15 protein-coding genes are annotated in these 18,915 nt (G+C 67.0%); 8 read left to right on the forward strand and 7 right to left on the reverse strand.

The window, feature by feature from the left end:
• Positions 1-31: 31 nt before the first annotated feature.
• The gene (locus ODR01_RS23680) at positions 32-1,087 is read left to right on the forward strand and encodes a GntR family transcriptional regulator (RefSeq protein ID WP_316980188.1); all 1,056 of its coding nucleotides are present in this window, start codon (positions 32-34) and stop codon (positions 1,085-1,087) included.
• On the opposite strand, the gene ODR01_RS23685 is transcribed toward ODR01_RS23680, so the two are convergent.
• Entirely contained in the window at positions 1,066-2,847 is a 1,782-nt protein-coding gene (locus ODR01_RS23685) for a Na/Pi cotransporter family protein (RefSeq protein WP_316980189.1), read from the reverse strand. The genes ODR01_RS23680 and ODR01_RS23685 overlap by 22 nt on opposite strands.
• 190 nt (positions 2,848-3,037) lie before the next feature.
• Here ODR01_RS23685 and ODR01_RS23690 point away from each other — a divergent pair, with 190 nt between their 5' ends.
• Positions 3,038-3,256: a helix-turn-helix domain-containing protein gene (locus ODR01_RS23690; protein WP_316980190.1), complete on the forward strand. Its 219-nt coding sequence runs from the start codon at positions 3,038-3,040 to the stop codon at positions 3,254-3,256.
• 194 nt (positions 3,257-3,450) lie between these two features.
• Here the strand turns inward: ODR01_RS23690 and ODR01_RS23695 are convergent, their stop codons facing one another.
• A complete protein-coding gene (locus tag ODR01_RS23695) occupies positions 3,451-4,098 on the reverse strand; it encodes an MlaC/ttg2D family ABC transporter substrate-binding protein (protein ID WP_316980191.1) in 648 nt (215 codons plus the stop codon).
• Positions 4,089-4,919, reverse strand: coding sequence for an MlaA family lipoprotein (locus ODR01_RS23700; RefSeq protein ID WP_316980192.1), 831 nt, complete (start codon positions 4,917-4,919; stop codon positions 4,089-4,091). The genes ODR01_RS23695 and ODR01_RS23700 overlap by 10 nt, the downstream gene beginning before the upstream one ends.
• Before the next feature lie 267 nt (positions 4,920-5,186).
• Between ODR01_RS23700 and ODR01_RS23705 the strand changes: the two genes are divergently transcribed.
• From ODR01_RS23705 to metH, 3 genes are all read left to right on the forward strand, one after another.
• Complete coding sequence (locus ODR01_RS23705; protein WP_316980193.1) at positions 5,187-6,173, forward strand: ArsR/SmtB family transcription factor; 987 nt, start codon at positions 5,187-5,189, stop codon at positions 6,171-6,173.
• Between the two features lie 144 nt (positions 6,174-6,317).
• Positions 6,318-7,133: a methylenetetrahydrofolate reductase [NAD(P)H] gene (metF, locus tag ODR01_RS23710; protein ID WP_316980202.1), complete on the forward strand. Its 816-nt coding sequence runs from the start codon at positions 6,318-6,320 to the stop codon at positions 7,131-7,133.
• Between the two features lies 1 nt (position 7,134).
• Entirely contained in the window at positions 7,135-10,638 is a 3,504-nt protein-coding gene (gene metH / locus ODR01_RS23715) for a methionine synthase (protein WP_316980194.1), read from the forward strand.
• A gap of 136 nt (positions 10,639-10,774) precedes the next feature.
• Here the strand turns inward: metH and ODR01_RS23720 are convergent, their stop codons facing one another.
• A complete protein-coding gene (locus ODR01_RS23720) occupies positions 10,775-11,434 on the reverse strand; it encodes a transposase (protein ID WP_316980195.1) in 660 nt (219 codons plus the stop codon).
• A 125-nt stretch (positions 11,435-11,559) separates the two neighbouring features.
• Between ODR01_RS23720 and ODR01_RS23725 the strand changes: the two genes are divergently transcribed.
• Positions 11,560-12,450 (forward strand): amidohydrolase family protein, encoded by an 891-nt coding sequence (locus ODR01_RS23725; RefSeq protein ID WP_316980196.1) that lies wholly within the window; start codon positions 11,560-11,562, stop codon positions 12,448-12,450.
• 10 nt (positions 12,451-12,460) lie between these two features.
• On the opposite strand, the gene clpS is transcribed toward ODR01_RS23725, so the two are convergent.
• Positions 12,461-12,766 (reverse strand): ATP-dependent Clp protease adapter ClpS, encoded by a 306-nt coding sequence (gene clpS, locus ODR01_RS23730; protein WP_316980197.1) that lies wholly within the window; start codon positions 12,764-12,766, stop codon positions 12,461-12,463.
• A 148-nt stretch (positions 12,767-12,914) separates the two neighbouring features.
• Here clpS and ODR01_RS23735 point away from each other — a divergent pair, with 148 nt between their 5' ends.
• A complete protein-coding gene (locus ODR01_RS23735) occupies positions 12,915-13,355 on the forward strand; it encodes a GNAT family acetyltransferase (protein ID WP_316980198.1) in 441 nt (146 codons plus the stop codon).
• 302 nt (positions 13,356-13,657) lie between these two features.
• On the opposite strand, the gene ODR01_RS23740 is transcribed toward ODR01_RS23735, so the two are convergent.
• Positions 13,658-16,741, reverse strand: coding sequence for an efflux RND transporter permease subunit (locus tag ODR01_RS23740; protein WP_316980199.1), 3,084 nt, complete (start codon positions 16,739-16,741; stop codon positions 13,658-13,660).
• Positions 16,738-17,808 (reverse strand): efflux RND transporter periplasmic adaptor subunit, encoded by a 1,071-nt coding sequence (locus ODR01_RS23745; protein WP_316980200.1) that lies wholly within the window; start codon positions 17,806-17,808, stop codon positions 16,738-16,740. Before ODR01_RS23745 ends, ODR01_RS23740 begins: the two co-directional genes overlap by 4 nt.
• Before the next feature lie 101 nt (positions 17,809-17,909).
• Here ODR01_RS23745 and ODR01_RS23750 point away from each other — a divergent pair, with 101 nt between their 5' ends.
• Positions 17,910-18,593, forward strand: a complete 684-nt coding sequence (locus tag ODR01_RS23750) for a TetR family transcriptional regulator (protein WP_316980201.1) — start codon at positions 17,910-17,912, stop codon at positions 18,591-18,593.
• The last annotated feature ends 322 nt before the right edge of the window (positions 18,594-18,915 follow it).

Genomic DNA, 18,915 nt, shown 5'->3' on the forward strand with positions numbered 1-18,915 from the left:
AGCGGCGCATGAAGGAAGGGGAGCACAGGTCATGACGCAGGCGGCCCTGCGAACGAGGCGGCCCTTGCTGGAAGAGACGATCGTGCCGGGGGCGCCGTCGCGGATCAACGAACTCGTCTACGACGTGCTGCACGAGCATATCGTGCGCGGCGCCTTCGAAAGTGGGCTGGTGCTGCGCGAGAACGACGTCGCCGGGATCTTCGGGGTCGGCCGCGCGCCGGCCCGCATGGCGCTGCGCAAGCTGGCCGAGGAAGACCTCATCCGCAAGCGGCGCGGCCACGGCTTCGAGGTGGCGCTGGGCGGCGGGCGGCCCGCCGCCAGCAAGCACCGTCCCCTGCTGGAAGCCGGGCTGGTGCTGCCTCATGCCCTGGCCGACCAGCTGTCGAAGCGCAATTGGCGCCAGCATATTTACCCGACCGTCGAGAAGGCGGTGGCCTCGTGCCTTATCTTCGGCCGCTTTCATGTCAACCAGTCCGCCCTGGCGGATCATTTCGGGGTCAGCCGCACCGTCGCCCACGAGGTGCTGACCAGCCTGGAGCGCGTCGGTTTCGTGCGCCAGGGCCGCAACGCCCGCTGGTACGCCGGCCCCTTGACCGTCGACGACCTGAGGGAAGGCTATCAGATGCGCTGGCTGCTGGAGCCCGAGGCGCTGAAGCAGGCCGCCCCGGGCGTGCCGCGCGTCCAGCTGCTCGAGGCCCGCGACCAGATCCTCGACGCCCAGCGCGCCTCGCCGCCCGACCCCGACGAGCTCAACGACATCGAACTGGCGCTGCACCGGGACATCGTGCTGGCGTGCACCAACCGGCAGATGCGGACCGTGCTGCGCAACTGCCAACTGCCCATCATCGTCACCTACGGCACCGTGGCGCGCAGCGCCCCGGCGACGCATCTGGCCTCGGGCGTTCCCGAGACCCTGAGCGAGCATCTGACGGTGATCGACCTGCTGCTGGCCGGCCGCATCGACGACGCGGCCAAGGCGCTGGAAGCTCACATCCGGCATGGCGCCGAGATGAGCCTGCCGCATTTCAGCAATCCGCCCCCGCTCACGCCGGAACGGGTCCCGCCCTACATGGTGCCGGTGGCCTGAGCCCCGCCAATTCCATAGGGTATTTGATCCGATCCGGCGCCGGCCGCGTCTTGCGGCGGGGAAGAGTTCGCCGCCATCTGGTCCTGGGATGGCTTCCGCGACGGGGCATCCGCGTGGTGTTTCTTGAGCCGGGACTTTCTCAACTCTCCCGCCGCCTCGAGGATCGGATAGGCGACGGACGTGATGTGCGAATGGAGCCGGCGCAGATCCCGCAGCATGTCCATGTGCAGCCCGCTGGTCTCGATGCTTTCCGGGCGTTCCTGGCGCAAGCGCTCCATATGGCTTTCGGCATAGCGGCGTTCGAGGGCGTTGACATGCCGCTTCGCGCGCACCAGCTGGCGCGCCACGCCGACGTCGCCCGACATGAATACGGCCATGGCCAATTTCAGATTGGCGGCGGCGTGCCCGTGCAGGTCGGCAAGCTCGGCCATTCCCTCCTCGGAGAACCGCAACTGCTTTTTGGCTTTCGTCATCAGCTTTTCCAGCAGGTTTTCCGCGATGTCGCCGACATATTCCAGGTTGGTGGCGAAAGACAGGATCTCGGCGATCCTGTGGCTTTCCGCGGCGTCGACCTCCTGGCGGGCGATCTTGGTGACGTAAAGCTTGACGTCCTCGTACTGGCGGTCGACCACGTCGTCCATGTCGATCAGCTTGGCCATCGCACTGGCGTCGTCGCGGCGCAGAAAGGTGGCGACGCCGTTGACCATCCTCTCCACCGATTCCGCCATCCGCATGACCTCGCGGGCGGCGCAGCTCAGCGCCACCGCCGGGGTGTCGATCGCCGTCGCGTCGAGGAAGCGGGCGCGGTCGGACGTTTCGCGCTCCTCGTCGGGCGGCAGCAGGCGTGCGGCGATCCTGGCGGCGACGGGCACCAGCAAAATGAAGAGGAAGGCGACGCCCAGGTTGAAGGCGGTATGGAAGTTGACGACCTGGCGTGCCGCCTCTCCTTCCCATCCGGCCAGCCAGTCGGGCATGAATTCGATTAGCGGCAGGCAGATGGCGACGCCGATGACCTTGAACGCGGCATTGCCGAAGGTCACGCGGCGGGCCAGGGTCCCTTCGCTCAAGGTCGCCACGATGGGCGGCAGCACGCCGCCAAGGTTGGCGCCCAGCACCATGACCAGCGCCAGCGGGACCGACACCACCCCCGTCGAGGCGTAGGACATCACCAGCAGGACGACGGCGAGGCTGGAATGCGCCAGCCACGTCAGGATGGCGGTGAGGGCGAGGGCGATCAGGGGTTCATCCGACATCGCCGCGAAAAGGGCCCGCAGGACCGGCGCGTCGCGCATCGGTTCCGACGTGTGGACGATAAGGGTCAGCGCCAGCAGCATCAGGCCGAGGCCGATGGCCGAGCGCCCGATCTGCCGGTGGATCGTCCGCTTCAGCGTCTTGTGCATGACGATGCCGACGATCAGCAGCAGGGGCGACAGGAACCCGAGGTCGAAAGACAACACCTGGGCAACCAGCGTCGTCCCCACGTCGGCCCCCAGCATGACGGCGAAGGCCGGCGCGGCGTCGATCAGCCCCCGGCTGGCGAAGGACGCCACGATCAGGGCCGTTGCCGTGCTGCTTTGCACGACCATGGTCACGCCCATTCCGGCCAGGAAGGCGCGGGCGCGGTTGGCGACGCCGCGATTGACGGCATGGCGCAATTGTGCCCCAAAGCCGCGGGTGATCCCCGTGTGGACCATGAAAAGGCCCCACAGCAGCAGCGCCACGGCGCCCAGAAGTTGGATCAGGTTTTCGGTCGCGCTCATGTTCGTCATTCCCGAGGGAGATTGGCCCTCCACTGGATCGCCGACGTCATCCGACGTCACGTCAAAGCGCACCAAGTGCGCATACGATAGGCGATATACGCACCAGGTGCGCTTTTGTAAAGAAAATGTAGCATTTGGTGCGTCTTTTTTTGGCTACTATGGCGCGACCGCAATGGGGGCGAGACCGTTCATGAGTCCGACGCAGTTCAAAAAATGGCGGAAGACGCTGGGGTTCAAGCAGAAGGACGTCGCCGATCTGCTCGGACTGAAGAAGCGTATGATCCAGTATTATGAAAAGGGCGACCGGGACGGCCGGCAGGTCGAAATCCCCAAGTCCATCCGGCTCGCCTGTTACGCGATCGGTCTCGGCGCGCGCGACTTCGACGGCGAGAAGGCCACGATGGCCTGAGCCCCGTCAGCGCTTGAGGCATTTTGCGGCCGCATGGAATCACCCTTTTGTTGGTCGTCATTCCCGCGAACGCGGGAATCCAGGGCAACCGCTCCGTCATTCGCCCTGGACCCCCGCATTCGCGGGGGTGACGATGAAGAATGATCCCGCCTGAGGACACGACCCGGGTTCGCCGGATGCCGGATGCGGTGGGGCTATTGGGCGGCCTTGATGGCGGCGGTCTTCTCGCGCAGCACGGCGAAAAGGCCGTCGAGCTTGCCGCCGTCGCGCCGCATGATCGAGCCGAACTCGGAGCGCAACGTCGTGCTCATGCTGACTCCCTCGACCACCAGGTCGGTGATCTTGGGCTGGCCGGCCCCGCTCTCTACCCGCCAGTCGATGCGCACCGGGGTCTTGCCGCCGCCAGGCAGCACGATTTCGGAAAACACGGTCGCCCGCTCGCCCTCTTCGGCCAGCGCCCGGGTGATGCGCAACCGCTCGCCGGTATAGGTGGCGAAGCGGTCGACGTAGGAGGCGACGATATAGTCTTCGAACAGCCGGAGGTATTCCGTCTGCTCGGCCGGCGTGGCGCGGGACCAATAGCGCCCCAGCACCCACTTGCCGATGTCCTCGACGGCGAAGTGGTCGTTGAAAAGGGTGCGGAAACGGCGGATGCGCTCGGCGCGGGGAATGTCGGCGGTGGTCAGGGCCTGGATGGCGCGGTCCGCCAGCGAGGCGATGAACTGGCGCGCGGCATCCTCGCGCCCGGCCGAGGCGGCGGGCGGGATTGCAAGGCAGATGGCGAGGATGAAGGCGGTGACGGCGGCCGTCGCCTTGCCAAGCCGGAAACGCTTCACTTCCACTGGGAGACCTCTTCGCTGTTCAGGCGCGGGGTCTCGGTCACGCCCGGGCCGGGCACGTTGCCTCTTGTCTCGCCGTTGCCGATCTCATCGACCCGCCGCTGCCGGTAAAGGCTGCGGATGGTGGCGTAGAAATCGAGCGAGGAGCGTTCGATATCCTCCAGGAGGTCGTAGTTGCGGGCCCGCTCGTCGACGGCGCGGGTCGCCCCGCGGGCGTAGGTGATGTATTCGCGGTCGGTGTTGTTGGCCCACATGTTGATCGGATCGACCAGGAAGTCGACGACCAGCCCGACGGCGTCGCGCGGGTTGGACGGCCCGAAGACCGGCAGCATGACGAAGGGGCCTTCCCCGACGCCCCACGCGGCCAGGGTCTGGCCGAAGTCCTCGGAGTGATAGGGGAAGCCCATGTCGCTCGCCGGGTCGCCGAGGCCGCCGATGCCGATGGTGGTGTTGATGACGAAGCGCATGAAGGTGACGCCGGCCCGCCGCATCTCGCCCTGCAGGACGTCGTTGAAGAAGATGACCGGCGAACGGAGGTTGTTGAGCGCGTTGCCGACCCCGGTGCGCACCGCCGGCGGCACCAAGTGCCGGTACATGCCGGCGGCCGGCTTCAGCACCCCTTTGTCGAGCACCTGGTTGACGGCAAAAACGGCGCGGTTGGTGGGCTCGCCGGGGTCGTTGATCTGCTGGAACTCGACCACCGCCTCGCGATCGGTGGGATCGGGCGCCGTCGCGCAGCCGGCGACCAGGCCGAGGACAAGAACCAAGGCTCCGAGAACCGGCCACCCGGCCCGTCCGCGGTCATCTGCGTAGAGAACCTTCACGCACCGTCTTCCTTCTTCACGCGGCCACGGTCGACCGAAGTCCACCTGTCGCCGTCCCCGCCACCCGTTCCCGCAGCTTATAGATAGGTAGCATGCAGGGGGATGAAACTCCACAGGACAGCCGCAAAAAGCGTGATCGAAATGTGACGATTGTTGTATTTTTGCCACCAGGACGACGCCACGTTCCCCGATGTGCAAAAAACCTGGACGCCGCCCTTCAAAAACATATAAAGAAATCTTTATATACATTTCGAGATGAAGGAAGCCATGGTCGACAGGATTGCCGGGACGAGTGCCGACGCGGTGGTGCGGGCCTTGCGGGCGGCCGCCGAGCCGACGCGCCTGCGCATCCTCGCGCTGTGCGCCCGGGGCGAGTTGACGGTCAGCGAACTGGTCCACGTCCTCGGCCAAAGCCAGCCCAGGGTTTCCCGCCATTTGCGCCTGCTGGTCGACGGCGGGCTGATGGAGCGGTTCCGCGAGGGAAGCTGGGTCTTCCATCGCGTCGTCCACGACGGGCCGATGGCCGGCATGGTCCGCACCCTGTTGGACGGCCTCGATCCCGCCGACGCCGGGCTGGCTCCCGACCTTGCCCGCCTGGGCGAGGTCAAGGAGGAGCGGGCGCGGGCCGCCGAGGCCTATTTCCGGCGCAACGCCGCCGAATGGGATCGGTTGCGCGGCCTGCACGTCGACGATGGCGAGGTCGAGCGGCGGATCGTCGATCTGCTGCCGGACGCCCGGCTGGGCACTCTGCTCGACGTCGGCACCGGCACGGCGCGCATCCTGGAACTGCTGGCGCCCAGGCTCGATCGCGGCGAGGGGATCGACCTGTCGCGCGAAATGCTGGCGGTGGCGCGGGCCAACCTGGAGAGGGCCGGATTGGGCCAGTGCGCGGTGCGCCGGGCCGACATGTACGACCTGCCGTTCCAGGCCGGCGCCTTCGACGTGGTGACCATCCACCAGGTGCTGCACTTCGCCGACGAGCCCGGCCGCGTCATCGCCGAATCGGCCCGGGTGCTCAAGGCCGGGGGGCGCATGCTGGTGGTCGATTTCGCGCCGCACGAGGTGGAATCGCTGCGCGACGAGCACGCCCACCGCCGCCTGGGTTTCGCCGACACCGAGGTCGAGGCGTGGTTCCGGGCGGCCGGCCTTAGGACGGCGGCCCGCCAGCACCTGTCGGGCGACCCGCTGACCGTCGGCATCTGGCTGGCCGGCAAACGGCCGGCGGCGGAGCGGACCCTCGAGGAGGTGAACTGAATGACCGATACCCTTATCCCGCACGGCCTCGGCTGCGGTTCGCCCGAAGTGGTCGCCCGTCTCGGCTCGGCCTTGGCCGCCAGCACGGCGGCGCGCGGCGATCTTTCCGTGTCCTTCGAATTCTTTCCGCCGAAGACCGAGAAGATGGACCTGGCCCTGTGGGAATGCGTCGAGCGCCTGGCGCCCCTGGGGCCGGCCTATGTCTCGGTCACCTATGGGGCGGGCGGCTCGACGCGCGATCGCACCCATGCGACCGTCGTGCGCATTCTTAAGACCGGCCTGACGCCGGCGGCGCACCTGACCTGCGTGGCGGCCACCCGCGACGAGGTCGACGCCGTGGCCCGCCGCTATTGGGAGGCCGGCATCCGCCACATCGTGGCGTTGCGCGGCGACGCGCCGGACGGCACCGGCGGCTACGTTCCGCATCCGGGCGGCTATGCCTACGCCTCCGACCTGGTGGCCGGGCTCAAGCGGGTGGCCGACTTCGACATCAGCGTCGCCGCCTATCCCGAGGGCCATCCCCAGGCTGCCGATCCCGGCACCGACCTCGACCACCTGAAGCGCAAGATCGACGCCGGGGCCTCGCAGGCGATCAGCCAGTACTTCTTCGATCCCGAGGTGTTCCTCAGGTTCGTCGAGAAGGCCCGGGCCATCGGCATCACGGTGCCGATCATCCCCGGCATCCTGCCGGTCACCAACTTCGCCCGCGTCAGGGAATTCAGCGCCAACTGCGGCGCCTCGGTGCCCAAATGGATGGCCGACCTCTTCGAGGGCCTCGACGACGATCCCGACACCCGCAAACTGGTCGCCGCCACGGTGGCGGCCGAGCAATGCCGGGTCCTGCTGGCCAACGGGGTGCGGCAGTTCCATTTCTATACGCTGAACCGCGCCGACCTGACTTTCGCCATCTGCCACATCCTGGGCGTCCGTCCGGCGTCCGCCAAAGGGGATACCGCCTGACATGACCGCTTTGCTCGACATCCTCAAGGACCGCGTGCTGCTGTGCGACGGCGGCTTCGGCACAAGGGTGCAGGCCGCGACCCTCGACGTCGAGCGCGACTTCTGGGGCAAGGAGAACTGCACCGACATCCTGACCCGCTCGCGCCCCGACCTGGTGCGCGACATCCACGCCAGCTATCTGGAAGCCGGGGCCGATCTCGTCATCACCAACACCTTCGGCGGCTCGCCGGTGACCTTGGGCGAGTTCGACCTCGCCGACGAGGCGTTCGGGCTCAACAAGGAGGCTGCCTTCCTGGCCCGCGAGGCCATCGAACGCTTCGCCGCCGACGGCCGGCCGCGCTTCGTGCTGGGCGACGTCGGGCCGGGCACGAAACTGCCCAGCCTGGGCCACATCGGCTACGACCGGCTGGAGGCGGCGCTCGCCCTGCAATGCGACGGCCTGATCGCCGGCGGCGTCGACGCCATCCTCATCGAGACCTGCCAGGACCCCTTGCAGATCAAGGCCGCCGTCAACGGCGCCAAGGCGGCGCGCGCCAAGGCCGGCATCGAACTTCCCATCTTCGTGCAGGTGACGGTGGAAACCACCGGCACGCTGCTGGTCGGCGCCGAAATCGCCGCCGCGGCGACGGCGGTGCAGGCGCTGGGCATCGACCTCCTGGGCCTCAACTGCGCCACCGGGCCGCAGGAGATGGCCGAGCACATCAAGTGGCTGGCCGAGAACTGGCCCAAGCTCATCTCGGTGCAGCCCAACGCCGGTCTGCCCGAACTGGTCGACGGCCAGACCCGCTATCCGCTTTCCCCCGACGAGCTGGCCAAGTGGCAGGAGCGCTTCATCGAGGAAGACGGCGTCAACATCATCGGCGGCTGCTGCGGCACCGACGTGCCGCATATCGCCGCGTTGGACGCCATGCTGCGCCGGCGCGCGCCCTCGGGCGCCCATCGGCCGGCGCCCAAGGCGCGCACCGTGCATTGGCTGCCCTCGGTGGCGTCGCTCTATTCGCAGGTAGCGCTGCGCCAGGAGAACGCCTTCTTCTCGATCGGCGAGCGCTGCAACGCCAACGGGTCGAAGCGCTTCCGCCAGTTCCAGGAGGCCGGGGACTGGGACGCCTGCGTCGCCATGGGCCGCGAGCAGGTGGGCGAGGGCTCGCACGCGCTCGACGTCTGCACCGCCTACGTCGGGCGCGACGAGGTGGCCGAGATGGTCGAGGTGGTGAGCCGCATGCGCGGCTCCGTCACCGCGCCGCTGGTCATCGATTCGACCGAGCTCAAGGTGCTGGAGGCGGCGCTCAAGCTTTATGGCGGCAAGGCGATCGTCAACTCCATCAACTTCGAGGACGGCGAGGAGCCGGCCGCCAAGCGCCTGGAACTGGCCAGGCGCTTCGGCGCCGCGGTGATCGCGCTGACCATCGACGAGCAGGGCATGGCCAAGGATGCCGACGGCAAGGTCAGGATTGCCAAGCGGCTGCACGACTTCGCCTGCGTGAAGCACGGCCTGCCGGCCTCCGACCTGCTGATCGACCCCTTGACCTTTACCATCTGCACCGGCAACGAGGACGACCGCAAACTGGCCTTGAACACGCTGGACGCCATCGCGCGCATCCGCGAGGAACTGCCCGAGTGCCAGATCATTTTGGGCCTTTCCAACGTCTCCTTCGGGCTCAAGGCGGCGGCCCGCCACGTGCTCAACTCGGTGTTCCTCGATCACGCGGTGAAGCGCGGCATGACCGGGGCCATCGTCCACGTCTCGAAGATCCTGCCGCTGCACACCATCCCGGAAGAGGAGGTGAGGATCACCGAGGACCTCATCTTCGACCGGCAACGCGAAGGCTACGACCCCTTGCAGGCCTACATGGCCCTCTTCGCAGACCGCCAGGACAAGGTGACCAGGAAGGCCCGCCCCGAAACCGTCGAGGAGCGGCTCAAGCTGCGCATCGTCGAGGGCGACCGCATCGGGCTCGATGACGAACTGGCCGAGGCCATGAAGGCGCATGCGCCGCTTTCCATCATCAACGACATCCTGCTGGGCGGCATGAAGGTGGTGGGCGAACTGTTCGGCGCCGGCAAGATGCAGCTTCCGTTCGTCCTCCAATCGGCCGAAACCATGAAGGCGGCGGTGGCCTATCTCGAGCCCTTCATGGAGAAGGTGGAGGGCCAGCAGAAGGGCACCATCGTGCTGGCGACGGTGAAGGGCGACGTGCACGACATCGGCAAGAACCTGGTCGACATCATCCTCACCAACAACGGCTACCGGGTGGTCAATCTCGGCATCAAGCAGCCGATCCAGAACATCCTGACGGCGGCGCGCGAGCACAAGGCCGACGCGGTGGGCATGTCGGGCCTGCTGGTCAAGTCCACCGTGGTCATGCGCGAGAATCTGGAGGAGATGAGCCGGGAAGGCATCGACCTGCCGATCCTGCTGGGCGGCGCCGCGCTGACCCGCAAGTACGTGGAAGAAGACTGCGTGGCGGCCTATGCCAGCGGCCGCGTCGCCTATGCCAGGGACGCCTTCGACGGGCTCGACCTGATGGACAAGGTCAAGACCGGCGCCTTCGACGCTTACGTCGAGGACTCGGTGCGCAAGCGGGCGGGGCGGCCGTCCAACCGGCGCCGCGTGCTGGGCGCCGAGCCGCCGGCGGTGGCGGCGGCGGCGACGCGTCCGGTCGATTACGAGGAAATCCGCCTGCGCCGGGCGGATCTGCACGCCGACGTCCAAGTGCCGACGCCGCCCTTCTGGGGCCCCCGCGTGCTGGAGAAGGTCGAGCCCAAGGCGCTGCTGCCGTTCCTCAACGAGGTCATGCTGTTCCAGTTCCACTGGGGCTTCAAGAAGCAGGGCCGCTCGCGCGAGGAATGGCGCGAATGGGCGGCCCGCGAGGTCAAGCCCATCCTGACGCGCCTGCTCGAAACCGTCGCCGCCGAGGAGATCCTGAAGCCGCAGGCGGTCTACGGCTACTGGAAGTGCGCCTCGGAAGGAGACGCCGTGGTGCTGTTCGACAGCGACGGCCAAACCCCCGTCGCCCGCTTCGCCTTCCCGCGCCAGGCCCGGGCCGGGGGCCTCTGCATCGCCGACTTCTTCCGCGACGTCGATTCCGGCGTGCGCGACGTGGTCGGCCTGCAGGTGGTGACCATGGGCTCGCGCGCCAGCGAGGTGGCCCGCCAGTGGTTCGGCGACAACCGCTACCAGGACTATCTCTACCTGCACGGCTTCGGCGTCGAGATGGCCGAAGCGCTGGCCGAATACGTGCACAAGCGCATCCGCGCCGAGCTCGGTTTCTCGGGCGAGGACGACCGCGACATCGAAAAGCTCTTGAAGCAGAGCTATCGCGGCTCGCGCTATTCCTTTGGCTACCCGGCCTGCCCGAACCTCGAGGACCAGCGCCACATCCTGGCCCTGCTGGGGGCCGATCGCATCGGCATCCAGATGGCCGACGAGGGCCAGCTCCACCCCGAACAGTCGACCTCGGCCATGGTGGTGCTGCACCCGCAGGCGAAATACTTCTCGGTATAGAACAATTTCGGGGACGCCATATTAATTAATTTCGGGGACACCATATTTAATTAAGAATGGTTTTCCCGGACAGTAGCCATGGTGTCCCCGAAATTAATTAATATGGCGTCCCCGAAATTGAAGCTGTCCCCGAAATCTATTCCCGCGGTTTGGGGCCGCGCTTTTCCGGGCGCAGGCGGCGGCCGGCGAGGGCTTCCATTTCGGCAAGGAAACCCTCCTCGCCCAGCGGCCGGCCGGTGCGCTCGTGCCGGCGCAAGGCGTCCCCTTCGTCCTTGCGAAGCGGGACGTCGAGGAACGTCCGCCAATCCCCGATTTCGTCGAGCAGCGGGCCGACCCGCGCCAGCCGGTCGTCGACGCCCGTCAGATGGGCCCGGGCGCTGCTCCATGGATAGTCTTCGGGGCGGGTGACAAGTTTGGCCCGCACGGGATTGAGCTCGATGTAGCGCGCCGCCGCCAGCGTATGGGCGCGGTCCAGCGGAAAGGATGCGAACCGTCCCTGCCACAGGTGGCCGCGCCAGTCCTCGCGCCCGTTGACGCGCCGGGTATAGCGCCGGTGTGCCTCGCCCAGGGCCTTCGCCAGTCCGTCCGCCGTTTGCGGCACGGCGATCAGGTGCACGTGATTGGGCATCAGGCAGTACGCCCAGATCTCGACGCCAAGCGCCGCGCACCACTCGGCCACGAGGTCGAGATAGGCGACGTAGTCTTGGTCCTCGAAGAAGGTGGGCTGCCGACGGTTGCCCCGCTGCGTCACATGGTGCGGAACGCCCGCCGCCACAACTCGTGCCAGTCGCGCCATCTTGCCTCTCCCGGAATTGAATAAGCTGTCCCCGAAATGTATACCGTAATTTGGGGACAGTATATTTAATTCCGGCTCCCGCCCTCCCACATGCAGGGCTTCCTTGGGCGAGGAGGGAAGGCGGCATGGTCGCGCAGGTTTCACGGCACCTGATGGCGGTCGCGGCGGCCTTGTGGCTGGCGGCGGCGCCCGTCGGTGCCGACGAGCCGCCCATCGGCGCCGCCATCGAGGGCGTGCCCGTCTTCGACGCCCACATGCACTACAAGCAGGACGCCTGGGGTCCTTACCCGGTCAAGACCGTCATCGAGCTGATGGACAAAAGCGGCGTCGCCATGGCGCTGGTCTCCTCCACCCCCGACGACGGCACCATCCGGCTCTGGGAATACGCGCCCGAGCGCATCGTTCCCGAACTGCGCCCCTATCACGGCGCCGCCGGCTCGTCGAACTGGACCCAGGCCCAAGGCATGGAGGCCTATCTGGCCGATCGCCTGGCCCGCTATCCGCACCAGGGCATCGGCGAGTTCCACATCCATCGGCTGGACATGGAGGACCGCCCGCTGCTGGTGGTGGTGGCGGCCCTGGCCAAGGCCCGCGGCGTGCCGCTGCACATTCATTCCGGGGCCGAACCGGTGCGCTTCTTCTTCGGGCTGGAACCGGCCCTCACCATCGTCTGGGCGCACGCCGGCATGTCGGAGCCGGCCGAGGCGGTGGGCCAAATGCTCGATACCTATGCGACGCTCTACGCCGACACCTCGTTCCGCGAGCGCGACATCCTGGGCGACGGCAGCCAGCTTAACCCGGCCTGGAAGGCGGTGATCGAGCGCCACGCGGATCGGCTGATGGTCGGCACCGACACCTGGATCAACGCCCAGTGGGACGATTACGAAGGCCTGATCGCGCTCAACCGCCGCTGGCTCGCCCTGCTGCCGCGCGAGACCGCCGAGAAGATCGCCTACCGCAACGCCGCCCGCCTGTTCGGGCGGGAAATCCCGCCGCGAAGGCCGGGGGCGGAGTGACGGCCGCCGGCTACTCCTCCGGCTCGGTCGTGAACATCAGCGGATAGCCTTCCCGGCGGCCGGCCTCGGTGCCCTCGGTCGCCTTGCTCTCGGCGACGTCCTTGGTGTAGGCGGCGATGAAGCAGGCGCCCAACTGATGGGCCGTCATCATCACGCCATAGGCCTTGTCCCCGTTCATGCGGAACACCGCCTTCAGCACGGCGACGACGAAGTCGCGCGGCGTGTAGTCGTCGTTGAGCAGGATGACCTTGTAGAGCCGCGGCCGCTCGGTCTGCGGCCGCACCGTGGTTTGCGGGGTGACAACGCCATTGCCCATCGCCGGCTCCCTCGTCGCTGACGTGGCGAGCGCGGCCCCGCCGTTCAACGGCTTTTTGCGCCGCCGGCCGGCCCCGCCGGAAGACTTTTCGGCCCTGGCGACGTAGGATGGGCCTCCGCCGTTTTTAGTCCGGAGGTTCGAATTGAAGATGGATGCTCCCGCCGTGGACGTGACGATCCGCCCGGCCGAGGCGGCCGACGAGGCCGCCACGGTGGCGCTGTGGCGGGCCTGCGGCCTGGTCGTCAGCTATAACGACCCGGGCGCGGATTTCCGTTTCGCCCACGCCGGCCGGGCCTCGGACGTGCTGGTCGCCGTCGATGCCCGGGGCCGCGTGGTCGGGTCCGTCATGGTCGGCCACGACGGCCATCGCGGCTGGCTTTACTACGTCGCCGCCGATCCGGGGATGCGTTCGCAGGGAATCGGCCGCCGGATGGTCAAGGCCGCCGAGGCGTGGCTCAGCGAACGCGGCGTGCGCAAGGCGGAACTGATGGTCCGCCAGACCAACGCCGGGGTGATGGCGTTCTACGAGCGCCTCGGCTTCGAGCGCTCGGCCGTCCTCGTCATGCAGCGCTGGCTGACCGGCGACTGACGCCGGGGCGGGCTCACGCCGCCAGCGGCAGGCCCAGGGGCTTGTCGAGAATCGCCATCGCAGCCGCTCGCGGAACGGCCGGCCATGGCGAATCCCCGGGGCGGAGGGCAGCTTTGCGCCTCATCGCGGCTGTTCCGCAGATCAGTGCGTGTTGCCTACAGCGGACGTTGCGCGGGATAGCTGTTTCGGCTGTTGTGTGCCAATTCTGGACATTCTCAACAGACGATCGCGATGACAAGCGATTGGCCTGATGTGTCTCGAAGAGAGTCCTCCGCCCAAGGCGCACATCCTTGCCGACTCTACTACGATGCAAACTCGGCGCGAGGCTCCGCGGCTTGTCTTCCTTCATCCTCGGGTTCGGCGATGCGGAACCAGGCGACGTAGAGCGCGGGCAGGAAGATCAGCGTCAGCACGGTCGCCACGATCATCCCGCCGATGATCGCGAAGGCCATCGGACCCCAGAACACACTGGGGGCGATCGGCACCATCCCGAAGGTCATCGCCGAGGCGGTAAGCAGGATCGGTCGGGACCGGTGGATGGCGGCATTGACCACCGCATCCCACGGATGCTGTCCTCCCTCCCGCAGCCTCTCAACCTCGTCGATGAGGATGACCGAGTTGCGGGCGATCATGCCGACCAGGGCGAGCACGCCGAGGATGGCGACGAAGCCGAGGGGGGACTGTGCCAGCATCAAGGCCGCCACCACCCCGATGATGCCGAGCGGCGCCACGCTCAGCACCAGCAGCACGCGCTGGAAGGTCTTGAGTTGGAAGATGAGGATGGTCAACACCAGCAAAAGCATCACCGGGATGACCGCCATCACGGAATCCTTGCCCTTGGCGCTCTCCTCCACCGAGCCGCCGGTGGTGATCCGGTAACCGCTCGGCAGCGATTTTGCGAGCTCGTCAATCGAGGGCTGCACCCGTTGCACCGCCGTCGCCGGCATCAGGCCGGGAACGACGTCGGCCTGCACCGTCAGGGTCGGCACCCGGTCCCGCCGCCAGACGATCGGGTACTCCTGCTCGTACTCGAAGGTGGCGATCTGGCGCAGCGGCACGACCTGACCGCTGCGCAAGGGGATCTGCAGCGAGCGGAGGGATTCAAGCGACATCCGCTGCGTCTGCTCGGCGCGCATGACCACGTCGATCAGGTAGATGTCGTCGCGCACCTGGGTGATCGTGGTGCCGGAGACGACATGGTTGAGCGCCAGCGACACGTCCTGGGAGCTAAGCCCGAGCTGCCGCGCCTGCTCCTGGTCGATGCGGACGCGCATGGTTCGCGCCGGTTCGACCCAGTCGAAATTGACGTTGCGCACGCCTTCCGTCGCCCCCAGCCGCTCGGCCACCTGCATGGCGGTTGCGTGCACGCGGGCGAGGTCCGGCCCGCTGACGCGGTACTTCACCGGCCAGCCGACCGGCGGGCCGAGCTCCAGGGGATAAATGCGTGCGACCACGTTCGGGAAGCGCTCGGCCAGCGTCTTCTCCAGCCGCGCCTTCACCTGGTCGCGCTCCTTCAGCCCCTTGGTCACCACGACCAATTGGGCGAAGTAGTCGTTGGGCAGGGCGACGTCGATCGGCAGATAGAACCGGATAGCGCCCTGGCCGACGTATGTCGAGAAGCGCACGACGTCCGGATCGGCGGCGACGATCTTGTCGAACTCCGCCGAGAGGTCGCGGGTGGCCAGGATGGAGGCATTGTCCTGCAGCTTGAAGTCCACCAGGAGTTCCGGCCGGTCGGAGGCGGGGAAGAACTGCTCGGGGACATACTTGGTCCCGGCAAGGGCGGCCGCGAACATGCACGCCGTGACCGCGATCGTAATCCACTTCGCCCGCATCGCTCCGAGCAGGCAGTTCTTGAACAGCCCCATCGGCCGGCTCAGCGTTCCGTCATGAGTGTGTTTCGGCACGCGCAGCAGGGCGACGCCGGCGACCGGCGCGCAGATGCCGGAGACCACCCAGGAGGCCAGCAGCGACAGGGCAACCACCGCGAACAGCGAAAACACATACTCGCCGGCGTCGCTGAGGGCAAAGCCGACCGGCACGAATCCGGCGATGGTGACCAGCGTCCCGGCAAGCCGCGGGTAGGCCGTGGACTCATAGGCATAGACGGCCGCCTGGGACTTGTTATCGCCGCGCTCGAGTCGGCTGACCATGCTCTCGATAGTGATCATCGCGTCGTCGACCAGCAGGCCGAGGGAGATGACGAGAGCGCCCAGCGAGACGCGCTGAAGGTCGATGCCGAGGGCGAGCATGATCGCGAACACGATCGCCAGAACCAGCGGGATCGAGATGATGACGATCGCGCCGGCCCGCAGGCCGAGGCTGATCACGCTCACCAGAAGGACGATGGCAATGGCCTCCCACAGCGCCTCCATGAACTCGTTGATCGCGTGATGGACGGTCTCGGGTTGGTTCGCGACCATGACCGGTTCGATGCCGATGGGCAGCTGGGCCTTCAACTCCTCCATGGCGCGCCGGACGTTCTCGCCCATCGCCAGCACATCGCCGCCGTCGCGCATCGAAACCGACAGTCCCAGGCCGGGCTTGCCATCGATCCGGAACATCGGGTCCGGCGGATCGGCCTCCCCCCGCCGCACCTCGGCGATGTCGGCCAGCCGCACGATGCGCTCGCCGACGGCGAAGCTCATGCCGAGGATGTCCTTTTCGGAGGTGAAGGCGCCGCTGACCCGCAGCTTGACGCCCTCCTGGTCGGTGACGATGACGCCGGACGGGGCGACGGCGTTCTGCGCGTTCAGCGCCGCTGCCAGTATCGCCGGGTTGAGCCCGTAACCGGCCAGCTTCGCGGGCGAGAACTCGATATAGATCCGCTCGGGTTGGGCACCGATCAGGTTCACCTTCTCGACGTCGGGGACCTGCAGGATCCGCGAGCGGATGTCTTCCACATAATCCCGCAACTCGCGGTGCGTGAAGCCGTCGGCCGTGAATCCGTAGACGATGCCGTAGGTGTCGCCGAATTCGTCATCGCTTTCCGGCCCGATCACGCCCTGCGGCAGGGTGAGCTGGATATCGCGAACCTTCTTGCGTACCTCATACCAGGTGTCCTCGACCTCCTCCGGGCCGGTCGAACCCTTGAGATACACGAAGACCGTCGCGGAACCCGCCTTGGTGTAGCTCTTCAGGTAGTCGAGGTTGGGCGTCTCCTGCAGCTTGCGCTCGATGCGCTCCGTGACCTGGAGCAGGGTGTCCTCGATGGTTGCGCCTGGCCATTGTGCCTGCACGACCATCGTCTTGATGGTGAAGGTGGGATCCTCGTTGCGCCCCAGCCGCGGGTAGGCGAAGATGCCGATGACGCAGAGAGCCACCATCAGGTAATAGACGATCGACTTGTGCTCGATCGCCCAGAGGGAAAGGTTGAACCTGCTCACGGCGCCACCTCCTCGAGACGGACCTTCTGGCCGGGCCGCAAGGCGTGCACGCCGGCCGTGACCACCCGTTCGCCGCTTGCGAGGCCGGTCGAAACGATGATGCTGGCGGAATTCTGACGCTGCACCTCGACGGACCGCGGTGCCACCTGCAGGTTCTCGGGGTCGACCACCCAGACGGCGGCTTTGTTGTCCATCATGGTCAGCGCGGTGGCCGGAAGCTCGATGCCGTCCGTCGCCAGCAGGCGAACCTGCCCCGACACCGTCGCGCCCAGCCGCATGGTTTGTGGCCGTTCCGTCAACCCGACCTTGACCTGAAAGCTCCGGGTCACCGGATTAGCTTGCGGCGAGACCTCGCGCACCCGACCCGTGGTGCGGACGTTCGGGTCGTCGGTGAGGAGGATGTCGATAGTGGCGTCTGGATCGATCTGGCGCATCAGGGTCGCGGAAACGTCGAACACCGCGTCGAACCCGTCATCCTCGGCGACCGTGACGATCATCTGCCCGGCCCGCACGACCTCGCCCGCCTCGGCGCCGGTCGTCGTCACGACACCGGAGCCATCTGCCTGCAGGCGGGTGTAACCGAGCCGTTCCTCGGCCGTATGCACGGTGGCCTCGATGGCGTGCACCTCTGCCGTGGCGCTGCGGAACGTCTTTTCCGCCGCGTCGAATCGGACAGCGGTCGCCCACCCCTGCTCCAGCAGCTTCCGCTGGCGCTCCAGGTTGTTGGCGGCTTCGGCGAGAACGGCCTTGGCGGCAGACAGCTTGGCCTGCTCGGCGCGCAGGGCATCGCGTTGCGGCTGCGCGTCGAGTTCGGCGACGAGGTCGCCCGGTTTGACCATCTGGCCGACGTCGACTTTGCGCGAGATCACCCGGCCATCGATGCGGAAGGCGAGATTCTTTTCCGTGCGCGCGCGGATGTGGCCGGTGCCCGAGGCCAGTTCGCCTTCCGAGCCGGCATTGACGACGATTGTCCGGACGGGACGGACTTCGGCGGGTTGCGGGGGCGGCTCGTCGCAGGCGCCGAGGAAAGCCAAACCCAGGCAGGCGAGTGCTGCTGCGGATCTCATCGGAAGCTCACTTTCCAGATGTCATGGGGGGAAAATCGGGCTTGATTATATACGTTCGTGAATGTATGTAAAGAGGGAATTTTGAAGAGCGAGGAAAAACGATGAGACGCACCAAGGCGGAAGCCGAACAGACCCGGGAGGCCCTCTTGCGGGCGGCGATCGAGGTGTTTTACGCGCGCGGAGTGGGCAATGCGGCGCTGGACGAGATCGCCCGCACCGCCGGGATGACGCGCGGCGCCGTCTACTGGCACTTCCGCGACAAGCTGGAGATCTTTTCTGCCCTCGAGAAGCGGGTCGGCCTGCCCAATGCCGAATTCATCGCCACCATGAAAGCCCGCCTCGAAGCCGACCTGGGGCTCGATCCGCTCGCCGAGCTGGCGGCTACGATCGCCGAGGGGCTGCGGGCGCTCGAAAACGACAGCGAACGCCGAAAGATCCTAACGATCCTTTGGCTGCGTTGCGAGTACGTCAACAGGATGCTGTCCGCGCTGACCCATCGGCGACAGGCCGACGCGGAGCTGCAGAACCAGCTCCTGGCGGTCATCAGGCTGGGCGCGGAACGCGGGCGGCTCGCGCCGGCTTGGTCCCCGGAGAGGGCAGCACGCGCGTTGTTCCTGCTCCTCAACGGATCGGTCGAGGACTGGTTGCAGGCGCCCGACGAGGTCCGGCTCGTGGACGAGACGATGCCGGTGGTGGAAGGCTTTCTAGAGGCGATCAGCGAGCCGCGCGGTGCGGACAACGGTAGTGGAAATGGACTCGTTCATCGTCTGGCTCCTCTTGGTTGAAAGGAGCCAAATGGTCCACCCCGGCCGGGCGACGCTCAATCGAGACCCGATGATCGACGGCCTGCCGCCTACCTCACCGCTTGCACCCATCCCGCGCAGCGGGTTCGTTCTTCGGCCCAATTCGGTCGTCCCAAAGCGGCGACCTAAGTTCCCGTTGCTGTCCCCTCTTCGCCGTCAGTGTGCCGTCCGCACGGCCCCGGCCCGTCGGGTTGACTTCCGTCCCGTTATAGGTATATATTCCATACATATCTTTTTCATCCTGAACGAGGAGTCTATGCCATGCCGAAGCCGGCCTACGGGCTCACCTTCCGCCAGGAGCGGT

Source organism: Shumkonia mesophila, assembly GCF_026163695.1.
Taxonomy (GTDB): Bacteria; Pseudomonadota; Alphaproteobacteria; order Rhodospirillales; family Shumkoniaceae; genus Shumkonia; species Shumkonia mesophila.

Bases quoted from the DNA above. Each gene is read 5' to 3' on its own strand.
- ODR01_RS23680 (WP_316980188.1), top strand. From the start codon at position 32: ATGACGCAGGCGGCCCTGCGAACGAGGCGGCCCTTGCTGGAAGAGACG.
- ODR01_RS23685 (WP_316980189.1), bottom strand. From the start codon at position 2,847: ATGAGCGCGACCGAAAACCTGATCCAACTTCTGGGCGCCGTGGCGCTG.
- ODR01_RS23690 (WP_316980190.1), top strand. From the start codon at position 3,038: ATGAGTCCGACGCAGTTCAAAAAATGGCGGAAGACGCTGGGGTTCAAG.
- ODR01_RS23705 (WP_316980193.1), top strand. From the start codon at position 5,187: ATGGTCGACAGGATTGCCGGGACGAGTGCCGACGCGGTGGTGCGGGCC.
- metF (WP_316980202.1), top strand. From the start codon at position 6,318: ATGGACCTGGCCCTGTGGGAATGCGTCGAGCGCCTGGCGCCCCTGGGG.
- metH (WP_316980194.1), top strand. From the start codon at position 7,135: ATGACCGCTTTGCTCGACATCCTCAAGGACCGCGTGCTGCTGTGCGAC.
- ODR01_RS23720 (WP_316980195.1), bottom strand. From the start codon at position 11,434: ATGGCGCGACTGGCACGAGTTGTGGCGGCGGGCGTTCCGCACCATGTG.
- ODR01_RS23725 (WP_316980196.1), top strand. From the start codon at position 11,560: ATGGTCGCGCAGGTTTCACGGCACCTGATGGCGGTCGCGGCGGCCTTG.
- clpS (WP_316980197.1), bottom strand. From the start codon at position 12,766: ATGGGCAATGGCGTTGTCACCCCGCAAACCACGGTGCGGCCGCAGACC.
- ODR01_RS23735 (WP_316980198.1), top strand. From the start codon at position 12,915: ATGGATGCTCCCGCCGTGGACGTGACGATCCGCCCGGCCGAGGCGGCC.
- ODR01_RS23745 (WP_316980200.1), bottom strand. From the start codon at position 17,808: ATGAGATCCGCAGCAGCACTCGCCTGCCTGGGTTTGGCTTTCCTCGGC.
- ODR01_RS23750 (WP_316980201.1), top strand. From the start codon at position 17,910: ATGAGACGCACCAAGGCGGAAGCCGAACAGACCCGGGAGGCCCTCTTG.